This is a genomic window from Vibrio sp. B181a (assembly GCF_030248375.1).
In the GTDB taxonomy this organism is placed as follows: domain Bacteria; phylum Pseudomonadota; class Gammaproteobacteria; order Enterobacterales; family Vibrionaceae; genus Vibrio; species Vibrio campbellii.
In genome coordinates, this window is record NZ_JAHGAD010000063.1 from 1 (window position 1) to 19777 (window position 19777).

Sequence of the window (19777 nt, forward strand, 5' to 3'; positions counted from 1 at the left end):
TCTGGCTCTGGCTCTGCAGATGATAGTTCTTGAGCGAGCAAGTCAAGCTCTTCTTCTTGCTCAATAACTTCGACCTCTTCGCCAAGCAAAGCACTGAAGTAATCATCAAGTGCTTGTTCACTGGAGAGTACGTCGTTATTGCTCATCGAACGCTAACCTCTCCAAGTAAATCAACAGTTGCTTGTAAGCAAACACGCCACGACTGCCAGAAGCAAAATGCGATGCAGGCAAATGCTTCAAGCTCGCATCGCGGAATTTGGTGTCAATCGGCACAGCCGAAGTCCACACCTGATTCGGGTAGTCTTTCTTAAGCTGAGTCAGTGTCTGCAACGAGGCTTTGGTGCGCTTATCGTACATAGTCGGAACGATAGTCACTTTGAAGCCACCCGGACGAGACTTTTGCATGATAGTCAGGGTGCGAATCATGCGCTCCAGACCTTTCATCGCAAGGAATTCAGTTTGAACCGGAATCAAAATGCGGTCACTGGCTGCTAGTGCGTTAACCATCATCACACCTAGAATCGGCGGACAATCAATCAAGACATAATCATAGTCTTGAGCGACAGCTTGTAATGCGCGCTTCAAGATCAAACCCATTCCACTGCGGTTGCCCATTACGCGATCTAGCGTAGCAAGCGACATGTGCGCGGGAATGATGTCCATCCCTTCAAGCTCGGTTTCTAAGATCAACGGTTTCACCGTCTCACGTGAAAACGTCTTGAGTTGGAAAAGATCGAACAAGCTTGATGTTACTGCATCCGGATCATAACCAAGATAAGTCGTCAGCGACGCGTGCGGATCGGTATCCACCATCAAAACACGATGACCTTTTTGGCTAAGTAGACCGGCCAATGTCACGGTTGATGTGGTTTTCCCTACCCCACCTTTTTGGTTAGCTACACTCCAAACGATCATGATCTTTCCTACGCTAAGCCCACTTCCACCAGCATGCGCTCTGCAATGCGTTCAAGTGGTAAATCTTCAGTAGAGATGCCTGCTTTCGCAACCGCTTGTGGCATGCCATAAACCACACAGCTTTCTTCATCTTGCGCCCAAATGGTAGAGCCTGCTGATTTCAGCATGCGTGCACCTTCACGACCATCAGCACCCATGCCGGTCAGTACCATCGACAAAACTTTGTCGCCGTAGACTTTTGCTGCCGAGCCGAAGGTTACGTCAACACATGGTTTATAGTTCATGCGGTCGCCGCCATCGATAATACGAAGACGAGCAGCACCAGCACGACCGTCAACCATCATCTGTTTGCCGCCTGGGGCAAGATAAGCCACACCCGCTTGCAGCACATCACCATCTTGCGCTTCTTTCACTTGGATTTTGCATAGCGTGTTTAGACGACTTGCAAATGCCGCTGTGAATGTCGCTGGCATGTGTTGGATAAGCACGATTGGATGTGGATAGTTGACAGGCAAACGAGTCAGAATTTTTTGTAGCGCAACAGGACCGCCAGTAGACGTACCAATTGCTGTTAGCTGATACTTCTTACCTGATGCACGGAATTTCGCTGCCATCGGACGACTTGGCGCAGATGCAGTCGGCGTAGCAGTGCGAGAAGCCAAAGGACGCGCTGTTGAACTGGTCGCAGCAGCCGCTGGTCGCGCAATTGGACGACGCATAAACGCGCGCTTAGACGCAATTTGAATCACTCGCTGTTGAAGCAGTGACACCGCTTCATCACGGTTGCGAGCAATGTCTTCGAACTTTTTCGGTAAGAAATCCAACGCACCCGCGTCTAGTGCGTCAAGTGTTGCTTTCGCCCCATCGTGAGTCAGGGACGAAAACATCAGGATTGGCGTAGGAGACGCAGCCATGATTTCACGAACGGCAGTGATACCGTCCATGACTGGCATTTCAATATCCATTGTGATGACATCAGGTTTGAGAGTTTTGGCTTTCTCAACCGCTTCTCTGCCGTTAACCGCAACGTCAATCACTTCTAGGCGCGATTCTGAGTTGATGATTTCGCTTACGCGACGACGGAAAAAACTCGAATCATCAACGACTAGTACTTTAATCGCCATCTTATTCCTTTTATCGACTCCAGCTTCGCTTAGATGCGCGAAGCTGCAGCGTATTGCTTAAGTAGGTCTGGCACATCAAGAATCAATGCGATGTGGCCATCACTGGTGATCGTCGCACCTGCCATGCCTGGCGTGCCTTGCAATAGATTGTCTAGTGGCTTGATCACCACTTCTTCTTGGCCGATCAATGTATCCACAACAAAACCAACACGTTGGCTGCCGATCTGTACAATAACGACATGGCCGTGGCCTGTACGTTCTTGGACACGAGGAGACTTAGAAGCCAACCAGTTCTGCAAGTAGAACAGTGGGATAGACTTATCACGTACGATGATCGTCAACTGACCATCCACCACGTTAGTACGGCTTAGATCTAAGTGGAAAATCTCGTTCACCGACGCCAATGGCAGAGCGAACGGATGACCGCCAACGCCGACCATCAGTGTTGGAAGAATTGCCAGTGTCAGTGGAACCTTGATGGTGATCTTGGTGCCCTTGCCCAGCTCTGAATCGATATCGATAGAGCCGTTTAGCGTGTTGATCGCAGTCTTCACCACGTCCATACCTACACCACGACCAGAGATGTCTGAGATCTTCTCTTTACTTGAGAAACCTGGTGCAAAGATCAGGTTGAAACACTCTTTGTCTGATAGACGCGCTGCCGCATCTTCGTCCATCATGCCGCGTTTCACTGCGATGCCACGAAGTTTGTTCGGATCCATACCGCCGCCATCGTCAACGATAGCCAGTTCGATATGATCGCCTTCTTGTGATGCCGAGAGAATGACTTTACCAGTACGAGATTTACCGGCTTTCGCGCGGTCGTCTGGCATTTCGATACCGTGGTCAACCGAGTTACGCACCAAGTGGATCAATGGATCCGCTAGCGCCTCTACTAGGTTTTTATCTAGGTCAGTCTCTTCACCGCGCATTTCAAGCACGATGTCTTTATTTAGGTTACGCGCCAAGTCGCGAACAACGCGTGGGAAACGGCCAAATACTTTCTTGATTGGCTGCATGCGCGTTTTCATCACTGCACCTTGAAGGTCTGCAGTCACGACGTCTAGGTTTGCTACCGCTTTCGACATTTCTTCGTCGTTGCTGTTCAAACCAAGGCTTAGTAAACGGTTACGCACCAATACAAGCTCACCAACCATGTTCATGATGGTGTCTAGCGTCGAAGTATCAACACGTACAGTCGCTTCCGCTTGTGGCTTCTTAACCGCTGGTGCTTTCGCTTCTTCTTTCACAGCAACTGGTTTTGCTTCTGGCTTAGGAGCCGGAACTGGTGCTGGAGAAGGCGCAGCCGCTACTGGAGCTGGCTGAGGTGCTGGTGCCAGTTTTGGCGCTTCAGGTACCACATTTTCTGATGCTGGTTTAGTTGCAAAGTCTAATTCTTCGATAGATGGACCTTTACCCGCACCATGCAATTCGTCGAGCAGCTTTTCAAACTCTTCGTCAGTCATCAGATCGCCGTCAGTGGATGCTGACATTGCTGGAGCAGCTGGCTCTGGCGCTTTAGGCGGCTCTACTGGAGCAACATCTGATGCTGATGGGCTCTTACCCACACCGTGTAGCTCATCCAATAGACGTTCAAATTCATCATCAGTAATGTCGCCGCTGTCCGCTGCAGGCGCAGTTGCCTGAACAGGTGCAGCTGGAGCTACTGGCGCTGGTGCAGACGCACCCGGAGCAGAACCTTTACCGTGCAGCTCGTCCAATAGCTTTTCAAATTCGTCTTGGGTGATTTCGTCAACAGAGCCAACGCTTGAAGATGCAGGAGCAGACTCAACTGGCGCAGCTGGTTGCTCGATGACAGGCTCAGGAATCACAAGTTCTGGCGTTGCGACTGGCGCTTCAACTGCAGCGACCACTTCGTCTTCAGACTCTGGTTTGCATAGGCGGTGAAGCTCTTCTAGCAACGCAGGATCTGCCGCGTCTAGAGGTTCACGATCTTGTACCGCTTGGAATTGATGGTTAACCGTATCAAGCGCTTTCAACATGGTGTCCATCAGGCTTGGCGTCACTGAACGTTGACCGTTTCGCAACACGTCGAACACGTTCTCTGCACCGTGACAGGTATCTACCAGCTCCGCTAATGATAGGAAACCAGCACCGCCTTTCACTGTGTGGAAGCCGCGGAAAATCGCGTTTAGGAGATCTTTGTCTTCTGGATTGTTTTCCAGTTCAACAAGCTGCTCAGAAAGCAGCTCTAGGATTTCTCCAGCCTCAATGAGAAAGTCCTGAAGAATATCTTCGTCTAAATCGTAGCTCATACGTTACCTTTAAAATCCAAGACTGGACAACAAGTCGTCGACTTCGTCCTGCGACGAGACCGCATCTTCCCTTTGCTCAGGATTAAGAATTGGGCCTTCTGCTTCGCTTGATTGTTTTATCTTTTTATCTGACGGTTCTGGCAAAACTTGAGTCTGTTCTTCTGGTTTATTGCCAGAAAAGACGGTCAAGATCTCAACCAGGCGATCTTCCACTTCATTGACAAGCGTGATCACGCGACGAATGATTTGACCCGTTAAGTCTTGGAAGTCTTGTGCCATAAGAATTTCGGTCAGCTGACCGCGCAATTCAGTGCTATCACCTTCGACCTGAACCAACAGCTCATCAATACGATGGCAAAGCGCTTTAAAATCGCTTAATTCAATGCGTCCGTGCATGAGTTCGTTCCACTGAGGGCGAACTTGTTGAAGGCACTCATGCAGGTTATCGGCGATAGGCAAACAGCACTCTACCGCGTCCATCGTTTTATTTGCTGCTAACTCAGTTTTATCAATCACGTATTGCAGACGGTCTCTTGCATCAGGGATTTCCGCCCTGGCAATTTCTGTCATGCGTTGATCAATATTGAAGTGCTTAAGTGAATCATGAAGGTCGCGGGTTAATGTTCCGATTTCTTTTAACATCGGATTCCCATCGCTTTCATATATCGAGGCAACAAGCGCATTCGCTTGATCTTGTTCCCCGCTTTCTAGCATCTGAACGAGCGACTTCGCCTGCTCTAGTGAGATCATCCTGAATAGACCCTTTTTTACGTTTAGTTCTTCCTTTTCGCTTTTTTAACGTCAAACGAGCCACCCTTTAGTATTAAGTATTAGGAGTGATGACTCGGTTAACAAAGAGAAAGAAAGAGTTATAAACGTTCGAAGATTTTATCTAGTTTTTCTTTTAGCGTTGCAGCCGTAAATGGCTTAACGATGTAACCGTTAACGCCTGCTTGAGCTGCTTCGATGATCTGCTCACGCTTTGCTTCTGCTGTGATCATTAGAACAGGTAGGTGCTTAAGTTCTGCATCGGCACGGATGTGTTTCAGCAAGTCGATGCCCTGCATACCTGGCATGTTCCAGTCAGTTACAACAAAGTCGAAGTCACCTTTTTTCAGCATAGGTAATGCGGTTAAACCATCGTCCGCTTCCTGAGTGTTATTGAAACCCAAGTCACGAAGCAGGTTTTTAACAATACGGCGCATTGTTGAGAAATCATCAACAATAAGGATCTTCATGTTTTTATTCAAAATTGCCTCCACTGAATCGTAAAATCAGTGTGTTTAGTCATTTTGTGTCCACGCACTGAGCTTGGTGCGTAAACGTTGCATCGCTTGACTCAGTATTTGGCTTACGCGAGATTCGCTTACACCCAACACGTCGCCAATCTCTTTCAAATTGAGTTCTTCGTCATAATAAAGCGAAAGTACTAGCGCTTCACGCTCTGGAAGTTGTTTTATTGATTCAACCAGTGCTTTTTTGAACGATTCATCAGCAACGCCCTTAAATGGGTTGCTGTCATCAGTTTCATCAGCCGGTGAAATCACATCATCAGAGACACCTAAATCTTCAATTCCCACCAGTTTTGAACAGTTTATGTCGGTAAGTGCACTATGATATTGGTCTAGTGTCATACCAAGATGCGCTGCTACTTCTGAGTCCGATGGGTCACGATTTAGTACGCCTTCCAGCTCTGCGATCGCTTGGTTAATTTCGCGATTGTTCTTATGAACAGAACGAGGCACCCAGTCGCCTTTGCGAATGTCATCTAACATTGCACCGCGAATTCGGATACCTGCATAAGTTTCAAAGCTCGCACCTTTAGAACCATCATAATTCTGCTGAGCTTCGATAAGGCCGATCATGCCGGCCTGAATTAAATCTTCTACCTGAACACTCGGCGGTAAACGGCCTAACAGGTGATGAGCAATACGCTTAACCAACACCGAGTAACGTTCAATGAACGCCTGCTGGCTGTTAAATTTGCCATGTTGGTCATAGGTAATCGCTTTATTCACCAAAAGGGTCCTCTGTGAATTCAGTACGATTTAACAGTCTTTCGACAAAAAACTCTAGGTGTCCACTTGGTGTTTTTGGCAGTGGCCACGTCAGAGCTTTGTTCGCTAATGAGCTGATCGCTAAAGCCGCAGGAGAACGAGGGAATGCATCCACAACAATCTTCTGTCTTTTCACGGCTTGACGTACTTTGTCATCCAATGGAATACATGCTACGAGTTCAAGGCTGACATTCAAGAAGCGCTCTGTGACTAGTGTCAACTTTGCGAATAATTCTCTGCCTTCACGGTAGCTTCTGACCATATTTGCAACAACTTTGAAGCGCTGAACCTGGTGTTCTTTACTCAACAGCTTGATTAATGCGTAGGCATCTGTGATAGAAGTCGGCTCATCGCAGACAACAACCACAACATCTTGAGCTGCACGTGAAAAGCTAATCACCATGTCAGAAATGCCCGCTGCTGTATCAATCAGCAGGACGTCCATTTCTTCTTCAAGGCTACCAAATGCACGGATGAGTCCAGCATGTTGAGCGTGAGACAGCTCGGTCATGCTTTGTGTGCCAGAAGTTGCAGGGACTATCTTTATACCATAAGGGCCTTCAACAATCGCATCTTTTAGCTCACATTCACCCGCAAGGACATGCCCTAGGTTACGTTTTGAACGGATTCCGAGCATAACGTCCACATTGGCTAGACCTAGGTCAGCATCGAGAACCATCACCTTTTTGCCTTGGCGTGCCATACAGATCGCCAGACCCAGTGTTACGTTTGATTTACCCACGCCACCTTTACCGCCAGTAACAGCAATTACTTTAGTCAATGATGGTTGTGTTAAGCGACGGAGGCCGCTTGCTTGATCGTGTATCATATTCTCAGTCATAGTAGTCCGCCGCCCTAGAGTCCTTCGCTGTCACTGTTCCAAAAGTGAGGTTCGTTCTCTGTCGACTTCTCTAACAGTTCATTTGCTTTCGCAATCATGTATTTTGGTTGTGCTATCACAATGTCTTCTGGCACGCGCTGACCATTGGCAATGTAGGCCACTGGCATCGCGTTCTGAATCACCACGCTGATGAATTCACCTAAACTCAACGATTCATCAAGCTTAGTCAAAATACAGCCCGACAACGGAATGCGTCGGAAATGATCCAGCGTTTCTTGTAGAACACGACGTTGTGCGGTAGCTGGCAAAACAAGGTAGCTGTGAATCACTTCTCCGCTCTCTTGCATTAGGGTATCAAGCTGCTCAGAGAGTCTTACATCTCGTTGCCCCATCCCTGCCGTATCGACCAAAATCAGTCTTCTGTTTCGTAGCTGATATATAACATCGGCTAACTCGTTAGAATCTTTAGCAACTCTTACGGGACAACCCATAATTCTTCCGTAAATTGAGAGCTGCTCATGTGCACCTATGCGATATGTATCTGTTGTCACAAGGGCGACATTGTCGGCACCAAACTCCATTGCCGCACGCGCTGCAAGCTTTGCAACCGTGGTGGTTTTACCAACACCTGTTGGGCCAAGCAGTGCAACCACACCACCACGCTTCAAGATGTCTTGTTTTGGAATGCTGATTTGATCCGCCACGAGAGAAAGCAGTGCCTTCCAAGCTCGCGCCGGTTTGGTATCTTCTGGAATGTAGCAAGCCATCTGGTCTGCAAGCTCAGGTGATACACCCATGCGTTCCAAACGCTTAATCAACATCGCACGCAATGGCTCACGACGCTCTACCTCTTGCCACATTAAACCTGACACTTGATGTTCCAACAGACGACGAATTGAGGTCATCTCTTCGCGCATGTTCTCCAGCTCACTTTCTGAATCTTCTCGCTCATCCGATGGACGACGACGGTCATAGCGCGTTGGATCCAACTTAGGCGTTGGGCGGTCGAATCGGTTATCTTGTGCAATCAGCTTCGCCAATGGCGAGTCTGGTTGATAGGGTGCTGGCTTCTCTTGGTTATAGCTTTCACGGTGCTTATTTTGGCGCTGCAGCAATGCCGACAGAGAGTCTTCGTTCTCTGCCACATGGTCATCGGATTCTGCTGCCCCGCCGCTGTATTGCTTGAGCATGTTGGCGAAACGTTGCGTCATCGAGCCTGATTTTTCGCTGTTTGCGTTTAGGCTAATTCTGTCTTCATCCAAACGGCGATCTTGATAACGCTCTGCTGCGGATGACGGCAATTGACGTTGTTCGCTATAACGATTTGGTTGAGCTGCGCCACGATTAGGAAGAGAGTGTGCTTGCGAAGTTGGTGCTGCGTTCGACTCACCATCGATTGCCGCTACGATCTCTACACCGCCTGCCACTTTCTTATTCGACATGATCACTGCTTCTGCACCAAGCTCTTCTTTCACTTGGAGCAGCGCCGTTCTCATGTCTTTGGCAAAAAATCGTTTAATTTTCAAACTATAAATCCATTAATGATGCGCGGGTTAGTTGCCCACGGCTTGCACAATTCTGATCTGCTTTTCGTCCGGTATTTCTTGGTAAGACAGTACTCGGAGGTTAGGTATCGTGTTCTTAACGAACTTCGCTAATGTCGAACGCAATACGCCAGATGTCAGCAGAACCGCAGGCTCGCCTTTCAGTTCTTGCTCTTGTGTCGCTTGGCTCAGGGAGGACTGAAGTCGCTCAGCCAATCCCGGTTCAATACCGGCAGATTCGCCGCCTGAAGCCTGCATGGTTTGATGCAATATTTGTTCCAGTTCAGGAATCAAAGTAATCACTGGTAGTTCAGGCTCTATCCCATTGATTTCTTGAACAATTAGACGTTTCAAACTAATGCGTACTGCGGCAGTTAAAATGTCAGGTTCTTGACTCTTACTCGAGTACTCCGCCAAGGTTTGTACGATGGTTCGAATATCACGAATTGGAATCGCTTCATTGAGCAGGTTTTGTAGGACTTTCACCACCACACCAAGCTGAAGTTGGTCAGGAACAAAGTTCTCAACCAGCTTAGGCGCACTGCGACCGAGCATTTCCAATAGGTTCTGTACTTCTTCATGACCAATCAATTGTGACGCGTTGTTAGTCAGTAGTTGGCTCAAATGGGTAGCAAGCACCGTCGATGAGTCCACCACGGTGTAACCTAATGCTTGAGCATGTTCACGTTGCTCTTCACGAATCCAAACCGCTTCTAAACCGAATGCAGGGTCCATCGTCGGCTCACCTTCAATCATGCCGTAAACCTGACCGGGGTTAATCGCTAGCTCTTGATCTGGACGAATTTCTGCCTCACCCACGGCAACCCCCATCAAGGTGATGCGGTAGCTGTTTGGTGTCAGTTCTAGGTTGTCACGGATATGCACCGCAGGAATCAAAAAACCGAAGTCTTGAGAGAGCTTTTTACGCACCCCCTTCACGCGCTCTAGCAGCTCACCACCTTGGTCGCGATCCACCAATGGGATCAGGCGATAGCCTACTTCTAGACCGATGATATCGACGGGTTGTACGTCATCCCACGACAACTCACGTTGAGAAATCGGTTCACTGCCATCTTCTGCTTTAGCGGGTAAAGCAGGCTCTTTGGCTTTTTGTTTTTGCTTCTTGTCGAGCCAGTAAGCTGCACCACCAGCTACAGCAGCTAATGACAAGAATGAGAAGTGAGGCATGCCCGGTACGATACCCATCACACCAAGGATGGCTGCAGTGATCATGAGGGCTTTCGGGTTGTCGAACATCTGGAAAATCAGCTGTTCGCCCATGTCTTCATCAGTATTTTGACGCGTTACCATCATCGCAGCCGCGATAGACAATAACAGCGATGGAATTTGTGCCACCAAGCCGTCACCGATAGTCAGCAAGGTGTAGATTTGCATTGCTTCAGAGAAGCCCAAACCGTATTGCGCCATACCAATGGATAGACCGCCAATGATGTTGATGAACAGGATTAAAATACCCGCAATCGCATCACCTTTTACGAATTTAGACGCACCGTCCATTGAGCCGTAAAAGTCCGCTTCTTTGGTCACTTCAAAACGGCGTAAACGCGCTTGGTCTTGGTCAATCAAACCAGCGTTCAAGTCCGCGTCGATTGCCATCTGCTTACCTGGCAAGGCATCCAAGGTAAAGCGAGCACTTACCTCTGAAATACGACCCGCACCTTTGGTTACAACCATGAAGTTAATGATCATCAAGATAAGGAAGACCACCAGACCGACGGCGTAGTTACCACCGATAACAACGTTACCGAAGGCTTCGATTACGTTACCGGCCGCATTGCCCCCTTCATGACCGTACAGAAGTACAACACGAGTTGAAGCAACGTTCAGCGCCAAACGTAACAACGTCGCGATAAGCAGAACGGTTGGGAACGCCGCAAAGTCGAGTGGACGACGTGTGTAAACGGTCACTAACAACACCACCATGGCCAAGGCGATGTTAAAGGTGAAGAATAAATCCAGCAGGAATGCAGGTATAGGTAGCACCACCATTGCAAGGGTGGCCAGTACCATAACAGGCGCACCAATGGCAGGCATGGAGCGCTGAGGAATTCTTGGTAATTTATCTGCAAATGGCAGGCTTAACTTCATACTGCGAGGTGTCTCAATCGGTCTGGAGCATCACGTAAAAGAAGCATGTGAGTACACACATGTAACTAGTATTACGCGACGGCTTTCGCCTAAAAGTTTAGGTATTGTTGTTGATTAGCACGATATAAGCAATGTGTGTACCATGATTAACGCCAAAATAATGACTGGTTGCTCAAAGAAATCACAATCCTTTGATCTAATGTGAATTTTTGTCTAATCACACCATGCAATTATTTTCATTAGTGACGATGTTCAGGTGGGATTGGTAAGTCGTAATCCTGAATTTTCGGTCGTTGCCCACCACGCTTACGGTACTGTTTAAGTTGGAACACAAACGCCAGAACTTGTGCCACGGCAGTAAATAAACCGTCTGGAATTTCCTGCTCTAACTCTGTGGTGTGGTAAAGCGCACGTGCCAATGGCGGAGCTGGCACAATGGTAATGTCGTGTTCACGTGCCACTTCTCGGATCTTCATCGCCATATGGTCGGTACCTTTGGCGATCACCACTGGAGCACGATCGGTTTTCTGCTTATAACGCAACGCAACAGAAAAATGCTCCGGGTTGGTAATAATAACGTCGGCCTGCGGCACATCGGCCATCATTCGACGTTGAGCCGCTTCCCGCTGCAACATACGAATACGACCTTTCACTTCCGGCTTACCTTCGGTCTCTTTGTATTCGTCTTTGATCTCTTGTTTGGTCATTTTAAGCTGATCAGCATGTTGCCAAATCTGGAACGGAATATCGATCGCCACGACGATAAGCAAGGAGCAGCTGATCAGCAGGATAAAGTTGAGCAAAATATCCAAAGCGTGGAAGATATTTTGCGGGTACACATCCATGCTTAGCTGAATCAAATCCGCTTGCGACGCTTGGATCAGATAGATCGCCATCCCCGTCACCAATGCGACTTTCAGAATTGATTTGATCAGCTCGACCCAACTCTGCATACCCACCATGCGTTTTAGACCACTGAGCGGGTTCATCTTGGAGAGCTTTGGCATCGCCGCTTCGGCAGAAAAGCTAATACCACCGACGCCCGCTGCACCAATCATGGCGGCAACAAACAAAGTGATAAGAATAAGGAACAGTGGGAACAGCAGATCCGTCATTGCTCCAAAGGCAATATCGAATAGCTTTGCGGTATCGAAGATTTCATCACGAGTAAGGTCAAACAAACGACTCATAATTGAAAACAACGAGCGCGCCAAAGACTCGCCAAACCACATCAAGGCGATAGCGCCCACGATCAGCACGGATGCCGATGCGAGCTCTTTAGACCGAGCAACCTGCCCCTTCTCTCTGGCTTGTTGTAACCGTCGGGGCGTGGCTTCTTCGGTGCGTTCCTGACCGTCTGACTCTGCCAATCCAGCCTCCTAGCAATCCAAGCGAATGAGGTTACAAATCTGCTCCTCACCCACTGCCCAGAACAATTCATAATGGCTGTACAAACCAGCCAGAATGTACCAACAAAGTAACAAGCCCACCATCAAGGCAAAGGCAAAACCGAGTGAGAAGATATTCAGCTGTGGTGCGGCACGTGTCATTACACCGAATGACAAGTTAATCGTGAGCAGCGCGATAATGCCCGACAACGACATACTCAGTGCCGTCTTAAACATGATGCCAAGCCAACTCGCCATTTCACGGAAGTCGACCGCATTGAGCGAGCCGGACCCAATCGGCAAGGTTTTAAAACTGAACACCACCAATTGCAGCATTTTTAAATGCCCGTCGGTAGCGAGGAAGAACATGGTCGCCAAAAACATAAACAGCTGACCAAGCAAAGGCGTGTTTTGACCGTTCGCAGGGTCCACCATCGAGGCAAAACCCAAGCTCGATTGCATACCCAAGATCTGACCAAGTAGAACAAAGGTTTGAATCATAAACTGGGTCACCATGCCCATCGCAACGCCAATAACGATTTGCTCTGCGATGGTCATAAAACCACGGAAAGAGAGTAATTCAATGTCTTGAGGCACGGCAGGAATCGCAGGCGCGACCGCAAAAGTAATCGCGAGACCAAGATAGAGCCGAATTCGAGGCGAGACGAAGCGTGCCCCAGTTACCGTCATCACCATCAACATGGCAGAGATGCGGGTATAGGGCCAAAAGTAGTTTGCGATCCAGTCGAGGACGATATGGGTCGGATACTCCATACGCGCCTCTAGTAAAGCACCTGTGGCAGACGTTCAATCAAACCAAAGAAGTATTCCATCAACATCTGTGTCATCCAGTGGCCAAACAGCATCAGAGCCAACAAAGTGACAATCAAACGTGGTAAGAAACTCAACGTTTGTTCGTTGATAGAGGTTGCCGCTTGGAAAATGGCAACGACAAGACCGATAAGCAAACTTGGGATGATAATGGCACAGACCATGATCAGCACCATCCACAGTGCATCACGGAAAAGCTCGACAAACATTTCAGGAGTCATGTCTTACCCTCTTCTCTCTGTGCCAATCTAAAGGGCAAAACTGCCGGCGAGTGTCGACAATATCAGATTCCAACCGTCCACTAGCACAAACAACATCAGCTTAAATGGCAGCGATACGATCATTGGTGAAAGCATCATCATACCCATCGCCATCAACACCGATGCAACAACCAAGTCGATGATCAAAAACGGCAGGAACAACATGAAACCAATTTGGAACGCGGTCTTGAGCTCAGAGGTAATGAATGCCGGAATCAACACTGCCATAGAGACATCTTCTGGGTTCGTTACCTGCTCACCAGACATGTTCACAAAGGTCTCTAGGTCTTTGATTCGTGTCTGCTTAAGCATAAAGGCTTTCATTGGAACTTGCGCAGCATCGAACGCTTGGCGTGCCGTCACTTGCTCATTCAAATAAGGCTGAATCGCGTTGTCATTAATCTCATTCAGAACCGGCGACATCACGAAGAAGGTAAGAAAGAGCGCAATACCAATGATGACTTGGTTCGAAGGCGTTTGTTGCAGACCCATTGCTTGTCGCAAGATGGACATCACCACCACGATACGAGTGAATGAGGTCATCAAAATCACCATCGCTGGCAAGAAGCCAAGCATGGTCATCAACGCAAGAATTTGCAGCGTCACCGAGTAGTCTTCGCTGCCGTCGGCATTGGTCGTCATGGTGAACGCGGGAATGCCTCCACCATTGCCCACCGACATGCTGCGGCTCGAGCCCGATTCGTTCTCCATCGCTTTTACTGTCACGCTGTCGCCTTGAGCGAGATTAGCAGGAAGCGCGGATTCCTCTGCTTGAGCAAACGAAAGCGAAGAAAACAGTACGCCAATCAGCAACGCAAAGGTGCTGAGCATCAGGCGGAATGAGTTATCCTTTGTCATGTTTTTTTATTAGTTGGCTGAACTGGCTAGCAAAAGCACCGGAAGCCAACTCTTCCTCTTTCAATGGCGTTTCAAGTTTGGCAAGCGTTTGAATAGATTGGCTAGTGATGCCCACCAAGAACTGCTCTTCACCGACTTGGACGACCGCAATTCGTTCTTTGGTGCCAACGGGTAGCTGACTAACAATGCGCAGCCCTTTTTGCTGACCTAGTGCTGGCACTTGCATGCGTTTCAACATCCAAGCAAGCAGAAGGATCACACCAATAACCAACACCAAAGAGCCCAGTGTTGTCGCCAAATCTAAATTACTTGGCGCGGCAGCAAATGCATAAGGAGCACTTAGCGTTAAGCCAAGTGCTCCTGTGATTTGCTTCAATCGAGTTTTGATTGAACTGCTCATATTAACGTAGCTTTTTGATGCGTTCAGTTTGGCTGATCACGTCGGTAAGACGAATACCAAACTTATCGTTGACGACCACGACTTCGCCGTGTGCAATCAAAGTGCCGTTCACCAATACGTCGAGCGATTCACCCGCAAGGCGATCAAGTTCGACAACCGAACCTTGGTTCAACTGCAGCAGGTTACGGATGCTGATTTGTGAACGGCCCACTTCCATCGAAATGGTGACTGGGATGTCCATGATGGTGTCGAGCTTACGACGCTCATCATCCGTGATTGGGCTAGAGGTGTCTTTCAACTCTTCCAGTGGCGCTGCCAATACTTCATCAACATCAATTGAAGGTGCAGACGGGTCTTCGCCAAGAGCGGCTGCCCATTCGTCTGCTAGCTTTTGATCGTCACTTGGTTCCATTTTTCTGTCCTGTGTTAAACCTTACTTGCGCCCTATTTCTTCCTTCATGACCGTTTGATTGAGAGTCAGAAGCGAGGCGATGGTATTGAGTAAGGGTTTTAATCGTCTTTATCGTCGTCGTGCTCAAGTTCAGACATGATGTCTTTGCCCAAGAACGCTAAATCGGTTTTTACAACGTGAGGGCGTTCAATCTCTTCGGAGATTTGTACCGCCATCTTATCTTCGGAGCGACCCATCTTCACGCGGTAAGTCGGTAAATCTTCGATGAACATGGTCGCGTGCTCAGGCATCTCAATCGGGATGACATCGCCTGGTTGCAGCTCCATCAAATCGCGCAGAGAAATGTCTTTCTCTAGCAAGTTCACGCGGAAGTTAACTGGGCAATCCATGATCTCTTCACGCAGTGCAGAGCTCCAACGAACGTCGGTTTCCATCTTGTCAGATTGAACACCCGCATCGAGCAATTCACGGATCGGCTCCACCATTGAGTAAGGCATCACCACGTGGAAATCACCACCGCCGCCATCGACTTCAATGTGGAATGAGCTCACCACAATCACTTCGGTCGGGCTCACGATATTGGCCATGCTCGGGTTTACTTCGGAGTCGAGATACTCGAACTCCACACCCATCACCGGCGACCACGCTTCTTTGTAGTCTTCGAAAACAATTTTCAGCAAAAGCTGGATAATGCGACGCTCAGTTGGGGTAAATTCACGACCTTCAATTTTGGCGTGGAAACGACCATCGCCACCAAAGAAGTTCTCTACCAGAATAAACACTAAGCGTGCTTCCATGGTGATCAGCGCCGTGCCTTTTAGTGGACGGAAGCGCACCATGTTCAAACTTGTCGGTACGTACAGCGTATTTTGGTATTCACCAAACTTCATCATCTGTACGCCGTTAATCGACACCTCAGCGGTTTTACGCAACATGTTAAACAGGCTGATTCGCATGTGCCGGGCAAAGCGCTCGTTGATAAGTTCGAGCGTCGGCATCCGACCACGGACAATCCTGTCTTGAGACGAGAAGTCGAAACTGACGGCACTCTCGTCGCCGGCATCCATGGGTTCATCAACGTCATCAACGTCGTCAACCCCGTGCAGTAGCGCATCAATCTCGTCTTGGCTTAATAGATCGGTCACGTTATACCTATTGAATTACAAAATCTGTAAACAGTACTTTTTCAATCACTGGCTTACCCACCGCAGCGTTCAATGCCGCTTTGATGTCATCGGAAGCACGGTCACGTAATTCCACACGACCAGTTGGTGAACGCAATTGCTCTACCGTCGCAGAAGCAAACGTCGATAGCAGTGAGCTTTCGATCAGTGGAGAGTGATAACGAGCTAGTTGCTCATTCTCACTGCCGCGCACCATCAGCTGGGCTTTGATTTGTACTAGTCTGTCACGACGGTCACCCGTCACGTTAAAAATAAACGGTTGTGCGATGTTCACATACGCGATTGGCGCGGCTGCCGTTTGCGCTTGTGTTTGCTCCGCTTGTGCGGCTTGCGCAGGTTCATCAGCCCCCATCAAAAAGAAGGCTGCTGCACCACCACCGAGGAGCAAAACCACCACTGCGATAATGATGATCAGTAACTTACTTTTTCCTTTTGGTGCATCCGCACCTTGTAGCTGTTCTTCTGCCATTACTGTCTCTTATTGTTCTGTTTTTAGGCCGCTATTTTATGCGTAAAAACTAATTCCATCACGCTTTGAAACCACATTCAAATCAAGATTCGTGTCGGCATCAAAGTTTTCATCTGACTGACCAGAAAATCCACGACCTTGAGAGCCTTGACCGTTTTGTTCCGCATTCGCGTAACCACTTTGTTGCTGACCACTGCTTTGTTGTTGAACCGAAGAATCTGCCAATTGCATGCCTTGCTGAGCCAACATTTCTCTTAGTCGAGGCAGCGTTTGTTCAATCAAGTCACGAGCTTGTGGGTTTGCCACCGTGAAATGAACGTTAGCGAGATCGTTGTTCATTGTCATGCGGATCTGCATACGACCAAGTTCAGGCGGATCAAGACGGATATCGAGGTTCTTTAAGTTCTTCGACATCATCATTTGTACTTTCTCGGCCACTTGGTCATTGGCCAGTTCTTTGGTTAGTTGCAACGGTAGTTGTGCTTGCTGGGCAGCATCGACACGAGCTTGTTGCTGAGCAGTCACGCCTTGTTGACCTGCTGCCGCTTGAATTTGTCCCGCTAAACCATGTTGTGGGTCAGGCTTATCTTGCTTATTCGTTGCACCTTTCAATGCGCCTGCAGCAAGGCCAGCATTCATCACTTTCTTACTCAGCTCTGCACTAGAAGCCGCCTGCGCTGCTGGGTTTAAATTCGCTGCCACTAGCGCTTCTGGCATTGCAGATAACGCGGCTTTGTCAGCATTTGGGGATACTGCTGCCTGCCCACTCGCTTGAGCTGCAGCGTGCTTCATGTCCTGCGTGACTAGCTGATGAGCCTGTTGAGCCGCAACTGTTGAAGCGGCCACACGAGTTTGGTTATGAACGGCTTGATGCTCCGCCATCGCCACTTTGACATCACTTGGTAAAGCGATGAATTGCGCTAATTCTTGTACCGGAATATCAGCTACCAACTCACCCGTTTTTAGCCCTTCAATCACATCAAGTTCTTGCTGAGACAGTGGCTTTCCTTGAGCAAGTTTAGTGTCGATGACTTGCAGCTCATCCAATGAGATACGCTTTACGTCCGCAACCTCGGTATTCGTTGTCTGTGCATCTGTTGGCAATACTGATTGTAGCGCTTCAGTTCCCGCTAACACCTGCGCGCCTTGTGTAACAACTTGACCGTTAACCGCCGCTTGCGTCGTAGCATTTACCATCGCTTCATTATGGGCGGCTTGAGAGCTTGGTGAATTCCAGTCAATTTGTGCGATAACTGGAGCCGCTTGATTTGTGTTTGCTGCTTGTACGTTCGAGGCTGATTCCGTCGTCAATACAACGGGTTTACCATTGGCATCCAACGTCACTTTGTCACTGCCAGCAGGTTGCGCCGCGCCGCTTTGTGGGTCGGATTGCTTAGCAGAAAGCATTGCTTGTTGTTCTGGAGTAAGTGGCGTGTCTTTTTCCTGTTGAGCAACGCTTTGTGTTGATACTGCCTCTGGTGGCAATGCTTTGCCGCTATCAACTAGTTGCTCATTAGGCTTAAGCGTTTGGTTTGCTTGCTCTATGCGACCCAATAACTGCTGTCCCTCTCCCATTGCATTTTTTACTTGAGAATCGGAGGCTTGATCAGCGACATCAGCTTTACTCACTTTCGTTTCACTTAGGCTTGTGTCGTCTGATGAATTTGATGCCTTAACATTGCTAGAAGAGGCGACATTTTCTGAGGATTCAACAGAACTATTCGTCGCTTGTTTCCCTTCCCCTTGAGCAAGCAACTCATCGGTTGATTCTGTCGAGGTCGCATTGCCTGTATCTTGCGCGACTTTTTCTTGGCTCTCACCTTGTGAGTTCTGGGATACCACCTTCCCAGCCTCCTCCGAGGTTTCTGCAGCAGCGTCTGGTGCATCAGATTTCGCAACTGCTTTTTCGTTTTTTTGTGAATCAGTAAATACCCCAGCTAAGGTTTCAAAAAAACCTTTGCTTTCAGGGTTTTCTGCATCAACTTTATTTGAAGAATCGGAAACCGACGCCTTATTGGTTGCAGAAACATTGGATAAATTCACATTCATATAGAAACTCTCGTCATCGGCAGCGTTGAGCAAGTCGCTGTCGGATTGCACATGGGCGGCAAACTTAGGTCACAAGACCCGATACTGACGGATAAATTGCAAAAATCACGCCAACGCTCAGCGTGGATTTTCTGACGGTACTAATCAGGGACACTGATGGAACAAAGATCAAACTTGCAGCAGACACAAAGGCCTTTGCAATTTGACTGGCGGTTCGTTAGAGAGTAAACAGAGACCTTGCTCAATCAATAAGGAATCGCTTTGAAAGTCACAGAACTCCGCCAATATAAAATTAAAACTGGCAAAACTGAACAATGGTTAACGTGGATGAAAGACGAGTTGCTACCCTACCAACGCTCCAAAGGCATGCGTGTCCTAAACACCTATGTTCACACGGGTGAAGATGGGCATGATTACTTTGTCTGGTTACGTGAGTTCGACAGTGAACAAGCGCGACAAACGATATACGAAGAGACTTACAATGAGTGGTGGATTCGCGAGGTTCGACCAAAAGTGTTTGAGTTGATAGAGCAAGACTCCGTCAAAGTAACCTTGCTTGAATCAGTAGAGATGTAACCAGCAGCACTAACGCAATATAACGATGAGAAACGTTTAGAAACGTTGCGGTTTTCGGCTGTAAAGCAAGGTAGAAAACTCATCCATTTGTTTTTGTTCACGCTTAGCTTCCGCCATTTGCTTTTCTTTCTCGCGCTTTTCAATCATCCACTCGTAAGACATCCGTTCTTTGCGCATGTTTAACCAGTAATCTTGGCAGTTCACCACCTGCTCTTTAAAGTGGTTTTCTGCCTGTTTTTGCTTGGAAAGCGTTTCATCGAGCTGGGTTAAGAAGCGGTTTAAGTGGCCGTATTGGCTTGCGGTGAGTCCCGCCATACCACGGTCTACCAACTGCTGGCAGTAATCTAAGCGGTACTTTTCAATTTGCTCTACTTGGCGGTAGTAATCATCTAGCTCTGAGCGTGCTTTGTTGAGCGCCAACACCGCTTGGTCTTCGCGTTCTTTTGCTTGCTCGAGTAGGAATTCCATCGCGTTATTCATACGC

20 protein-coding genes and 1 pseudogene are annotated in these 19777 nt (G+C 48.3%); 1 reads left to right on the forward strand and 20 read right to left on the reverse strand.

The genetic code is table 11. From position 1 onward, the window contains the following. The 19 genes and pseudogenes from KIO97_RS21890 to KIO97_RS21980 all read right to left on the reverse strand — a co-directional run. Positions 1–146 (reverse strand): annotated as a pseudogene (locus KIO97_RS21890) (chemotaxis protein CheW); the annotation flags it as partial. Further along, the gene (locus tag KIO97_RS21895; protein WP_005531116.1) at positions 136–915 is read right to left on the reverse strand and encodes a ParA family protein; all 780 of its coding nucleotides are present in this window, start codon (positions 913–915) and stop codon (positions 136–138) included. The pseudogene KIO97_RS21890 and the gene KIO97_RS21895, both read right to left, overlap by 11 nt. An 8-nt stretch (positions 916–923) precedes the next feature. Further along, a complete protein-coding gene (locus KIO97_RS21900) occupies positions 924–2039 on the reverse strand; it encodes a chemotaxis response regulator protein-glutamate methylesterase (RefSeq protein WP_045421682.1) in 1116 nt (371 codons plus the stop codon). A gap of 29 nt (positions 2040–2068) precedes the next feature. After that, positions 2069–4315, reverse strand: coding sequence for a chemotaxis protein CheA (locus KIO97_RS21905; RefSeq protein WP_285383946.1), 2247 nt, complete (start codon positions 4313–4315; stop codon positions 2069–2071). Positions 4316–4324: 9 nt separating this feature from the next. Continuing rightward, positions 4325–5065, reverse strand: a complete 741-nt coding sequence (locus tag KIO97_RS21910) for a protein phosphatase CheZ (RefSeq protein ID WP_005433162.1) — start codon at positions 5063–5065, stop codon at positions 4325–4327. Positions 5066–5184: 119 nt separating this feature from the next. Further along, complete coding sequence (gene cheY, locus KIO97_RS21915) at positions 5185–5553, reverse strand: chemotaxis response regulator CheY (RefSeq protein WP_017635949.1); 369 nt, start codon at positions 5551–5553, stop codon at positions 5185–5187. A 45-nt stretch (positions 5554–5598) separates the two neighbouring features. Beyond that, on the reverse strand, positions 5599–6333 hold the full coding sequence (locus KIO97_RS21920; protein WP_005433165.1) for an RNA polymerase sigma factor FliA: 735 nt from the start codon (positions 6331–6333) through the stop codon (positions 5599–5601). Beyond that, complete coding sequence (locus tag KIO97_RS21925; protein ID WP_005433167.1) at positions 6326–7213, reverse strand: MinD/ParA family protein; 888 nt, start codon at positions 7211–7213, stop codon at positions 6326–6328. The genes KIO97_RS21920 and KIO97_RS21925 overlap by 8 nt, the downstream gene beginning before the upstream one ends. Before the next feature lie 14 nt (positions 7214–7227). Then, positions 7228–8739, reverse strand: coding sequence for a flagellar biosynthesis protein FlhF (flhF, locus tag KIO97_RS21930; RefSeq protein WP_005531106.1), 1512 nt, complete (start codon positions 8737–8739; stop codon positions 7228–7230). 27 nt (positions 8740–8766) lie between these two features. Continuing rightward, positions 8767–10866: a flagellar biosynthesis protein FlhA gene (flhA, locus tag KIO97_RS21935; RefSeq protein WP_045377431.1), complete on the reverse strand. Its 2100-nt coding sequence runs from the start codon at positions 10864–10866 to the stop codon at positions 8767–8769. A 239-nt stretch (positions 10867–11105) separates the two neighbouring features. Further along, positions 11106–12236 carry a flagellar biosynthesis protein FlhB gene (flhB, locus tag KIO97_RS21940; protein ID WP_005433060.1) on the reverse strand — a complete coding sequence of 377 codons (1131 nt, stop codon included), beginning with the start codon at positions 12234–12236 and terminating at the stop codon, positions 11106–11108. A gap of 9 nt (positions 12237–12245) precedes the next feature. Further along, the gene (fliR, locus tag KIO97_RS21945; RefSeq protein WP_005433005.1) at positions 12246–13028 is read right to left on the reverse strand and encodes a flagellar biosynthetic protein FliR; all 783 of its coding nucleotides are present in this window, start codon (positions 13026–13028) and stop codon (positions 12246–12248) included. A gap of 8 nt (positions 13029–13036) precedes the next feature. Beyond that, positions 13037–13306, reverse strand: a complete 270-nt coding sequence (fliQ, locus tag KIO97_RS21950; RefSeq protein ID WP_005433008.1) for a flagellar biosynthesis protein FliQ — start codon at positions 13304–13306, stop codon at positions 13037–13039. Positions 13307–13333: 27 nt separating this feature from the next. Next, on the reverse strand, positions 13334–14203 hold the full coding sequence (fliP, locus tag KIO97_RS21955) for a flagellar type III secretion system pore protein FliP (protein ID WP_285383947.1): 870 nt from the start codon (positions 14201–14203) through the stop codon (positions 13334–13336). Further along, entirely contained in the window at positions 14190–14603 is a 414-nt protein-coding gene (gene fliO / locus KIO97_RS21960; RefSeq protein ID WP_005531095.1) for a flagellar biosynthetic protein FliO, read from the reverse strand. Before fliO ends, fliP begins: the two co-directional genes overlap by 14 nt. A 1-nt stretch (position 14604) precedes the next feature. Further along, positions 14605–15015 (reverse strand): flagellar motor switch protein FliN, encoded by a 411-nt coding sequence (gene fliN / locus KIO97_RS21965; RefSeq protein ID WP_005433003.1) that lies wholly within the window; start codon positions 15013–15015, stop codon positions 14605–14607. A 98-nt stretch (positions 15016–15113) separates the two neighbouring features. Then, a complete protein-coding gene (gene fliM / locus KIO97_RS21970) occupies positions 15114–16160 on the reverse strand; it encodes a flagellar motor switch protein FliM (RefSeq protein WP_005433073.1) in 1047 nt (348 codons plus the stop codon). A gap of 7 nt (positions 16161–16167) precedes the next feature. Further along, complete coding sequence (gene fliL, locus KIO97_RS21975; protein WP_285383948.1) at positions 16168–16668, reverse strand: flagellar basal body-associated protein FliL; 501 nt, start codon at positions 16666–16668, stop codon at positions 16168–16170. Positions 16669–16704: 36 nt separating this feature from the next. After that, positions 16705–18717: a flagellar hook-length control protein FliK gene (locus KIO97_RS21980; protein WP_285383949.1), complete on the reverse strand. Its 2013-nt coding sequence runs from the start codon at positions 18715–18717 to the stop codon at positions 16705–16707. 261 nt (positions 18718–18978) lie between these two features. Between KIO97_RS21980 and KIO97_RS21985 the strand changes: the two genes are divergently transcribed. Continuing rightward, a complete protein-coding gene (locus tag KIO97_RS21985) occupies positions 18979–19293 on the forward strand; it encodes an NIPSNAP family protein (protein WP_285383950.1) in 315 nt (104 codons plus the stop codon). 36 nt (positions 19294–19329) lie between these two features. On the opposite strand, the gene fliJ is transcribed toward KIO97_RS21985, so the two are convergent. Next, complete coding sequence (fliJ, locus tag KIO97_RS21990) at positions 19330–19773, reverse strand: flagellar export protein FliJ (RefSeq protein ID WP_005433085.1); 444 nt, start codon at positions 19771–19773, stop codon at positions 19330–19332. Positions 19774–19777 lie beyond the last annotated feature (4 nt).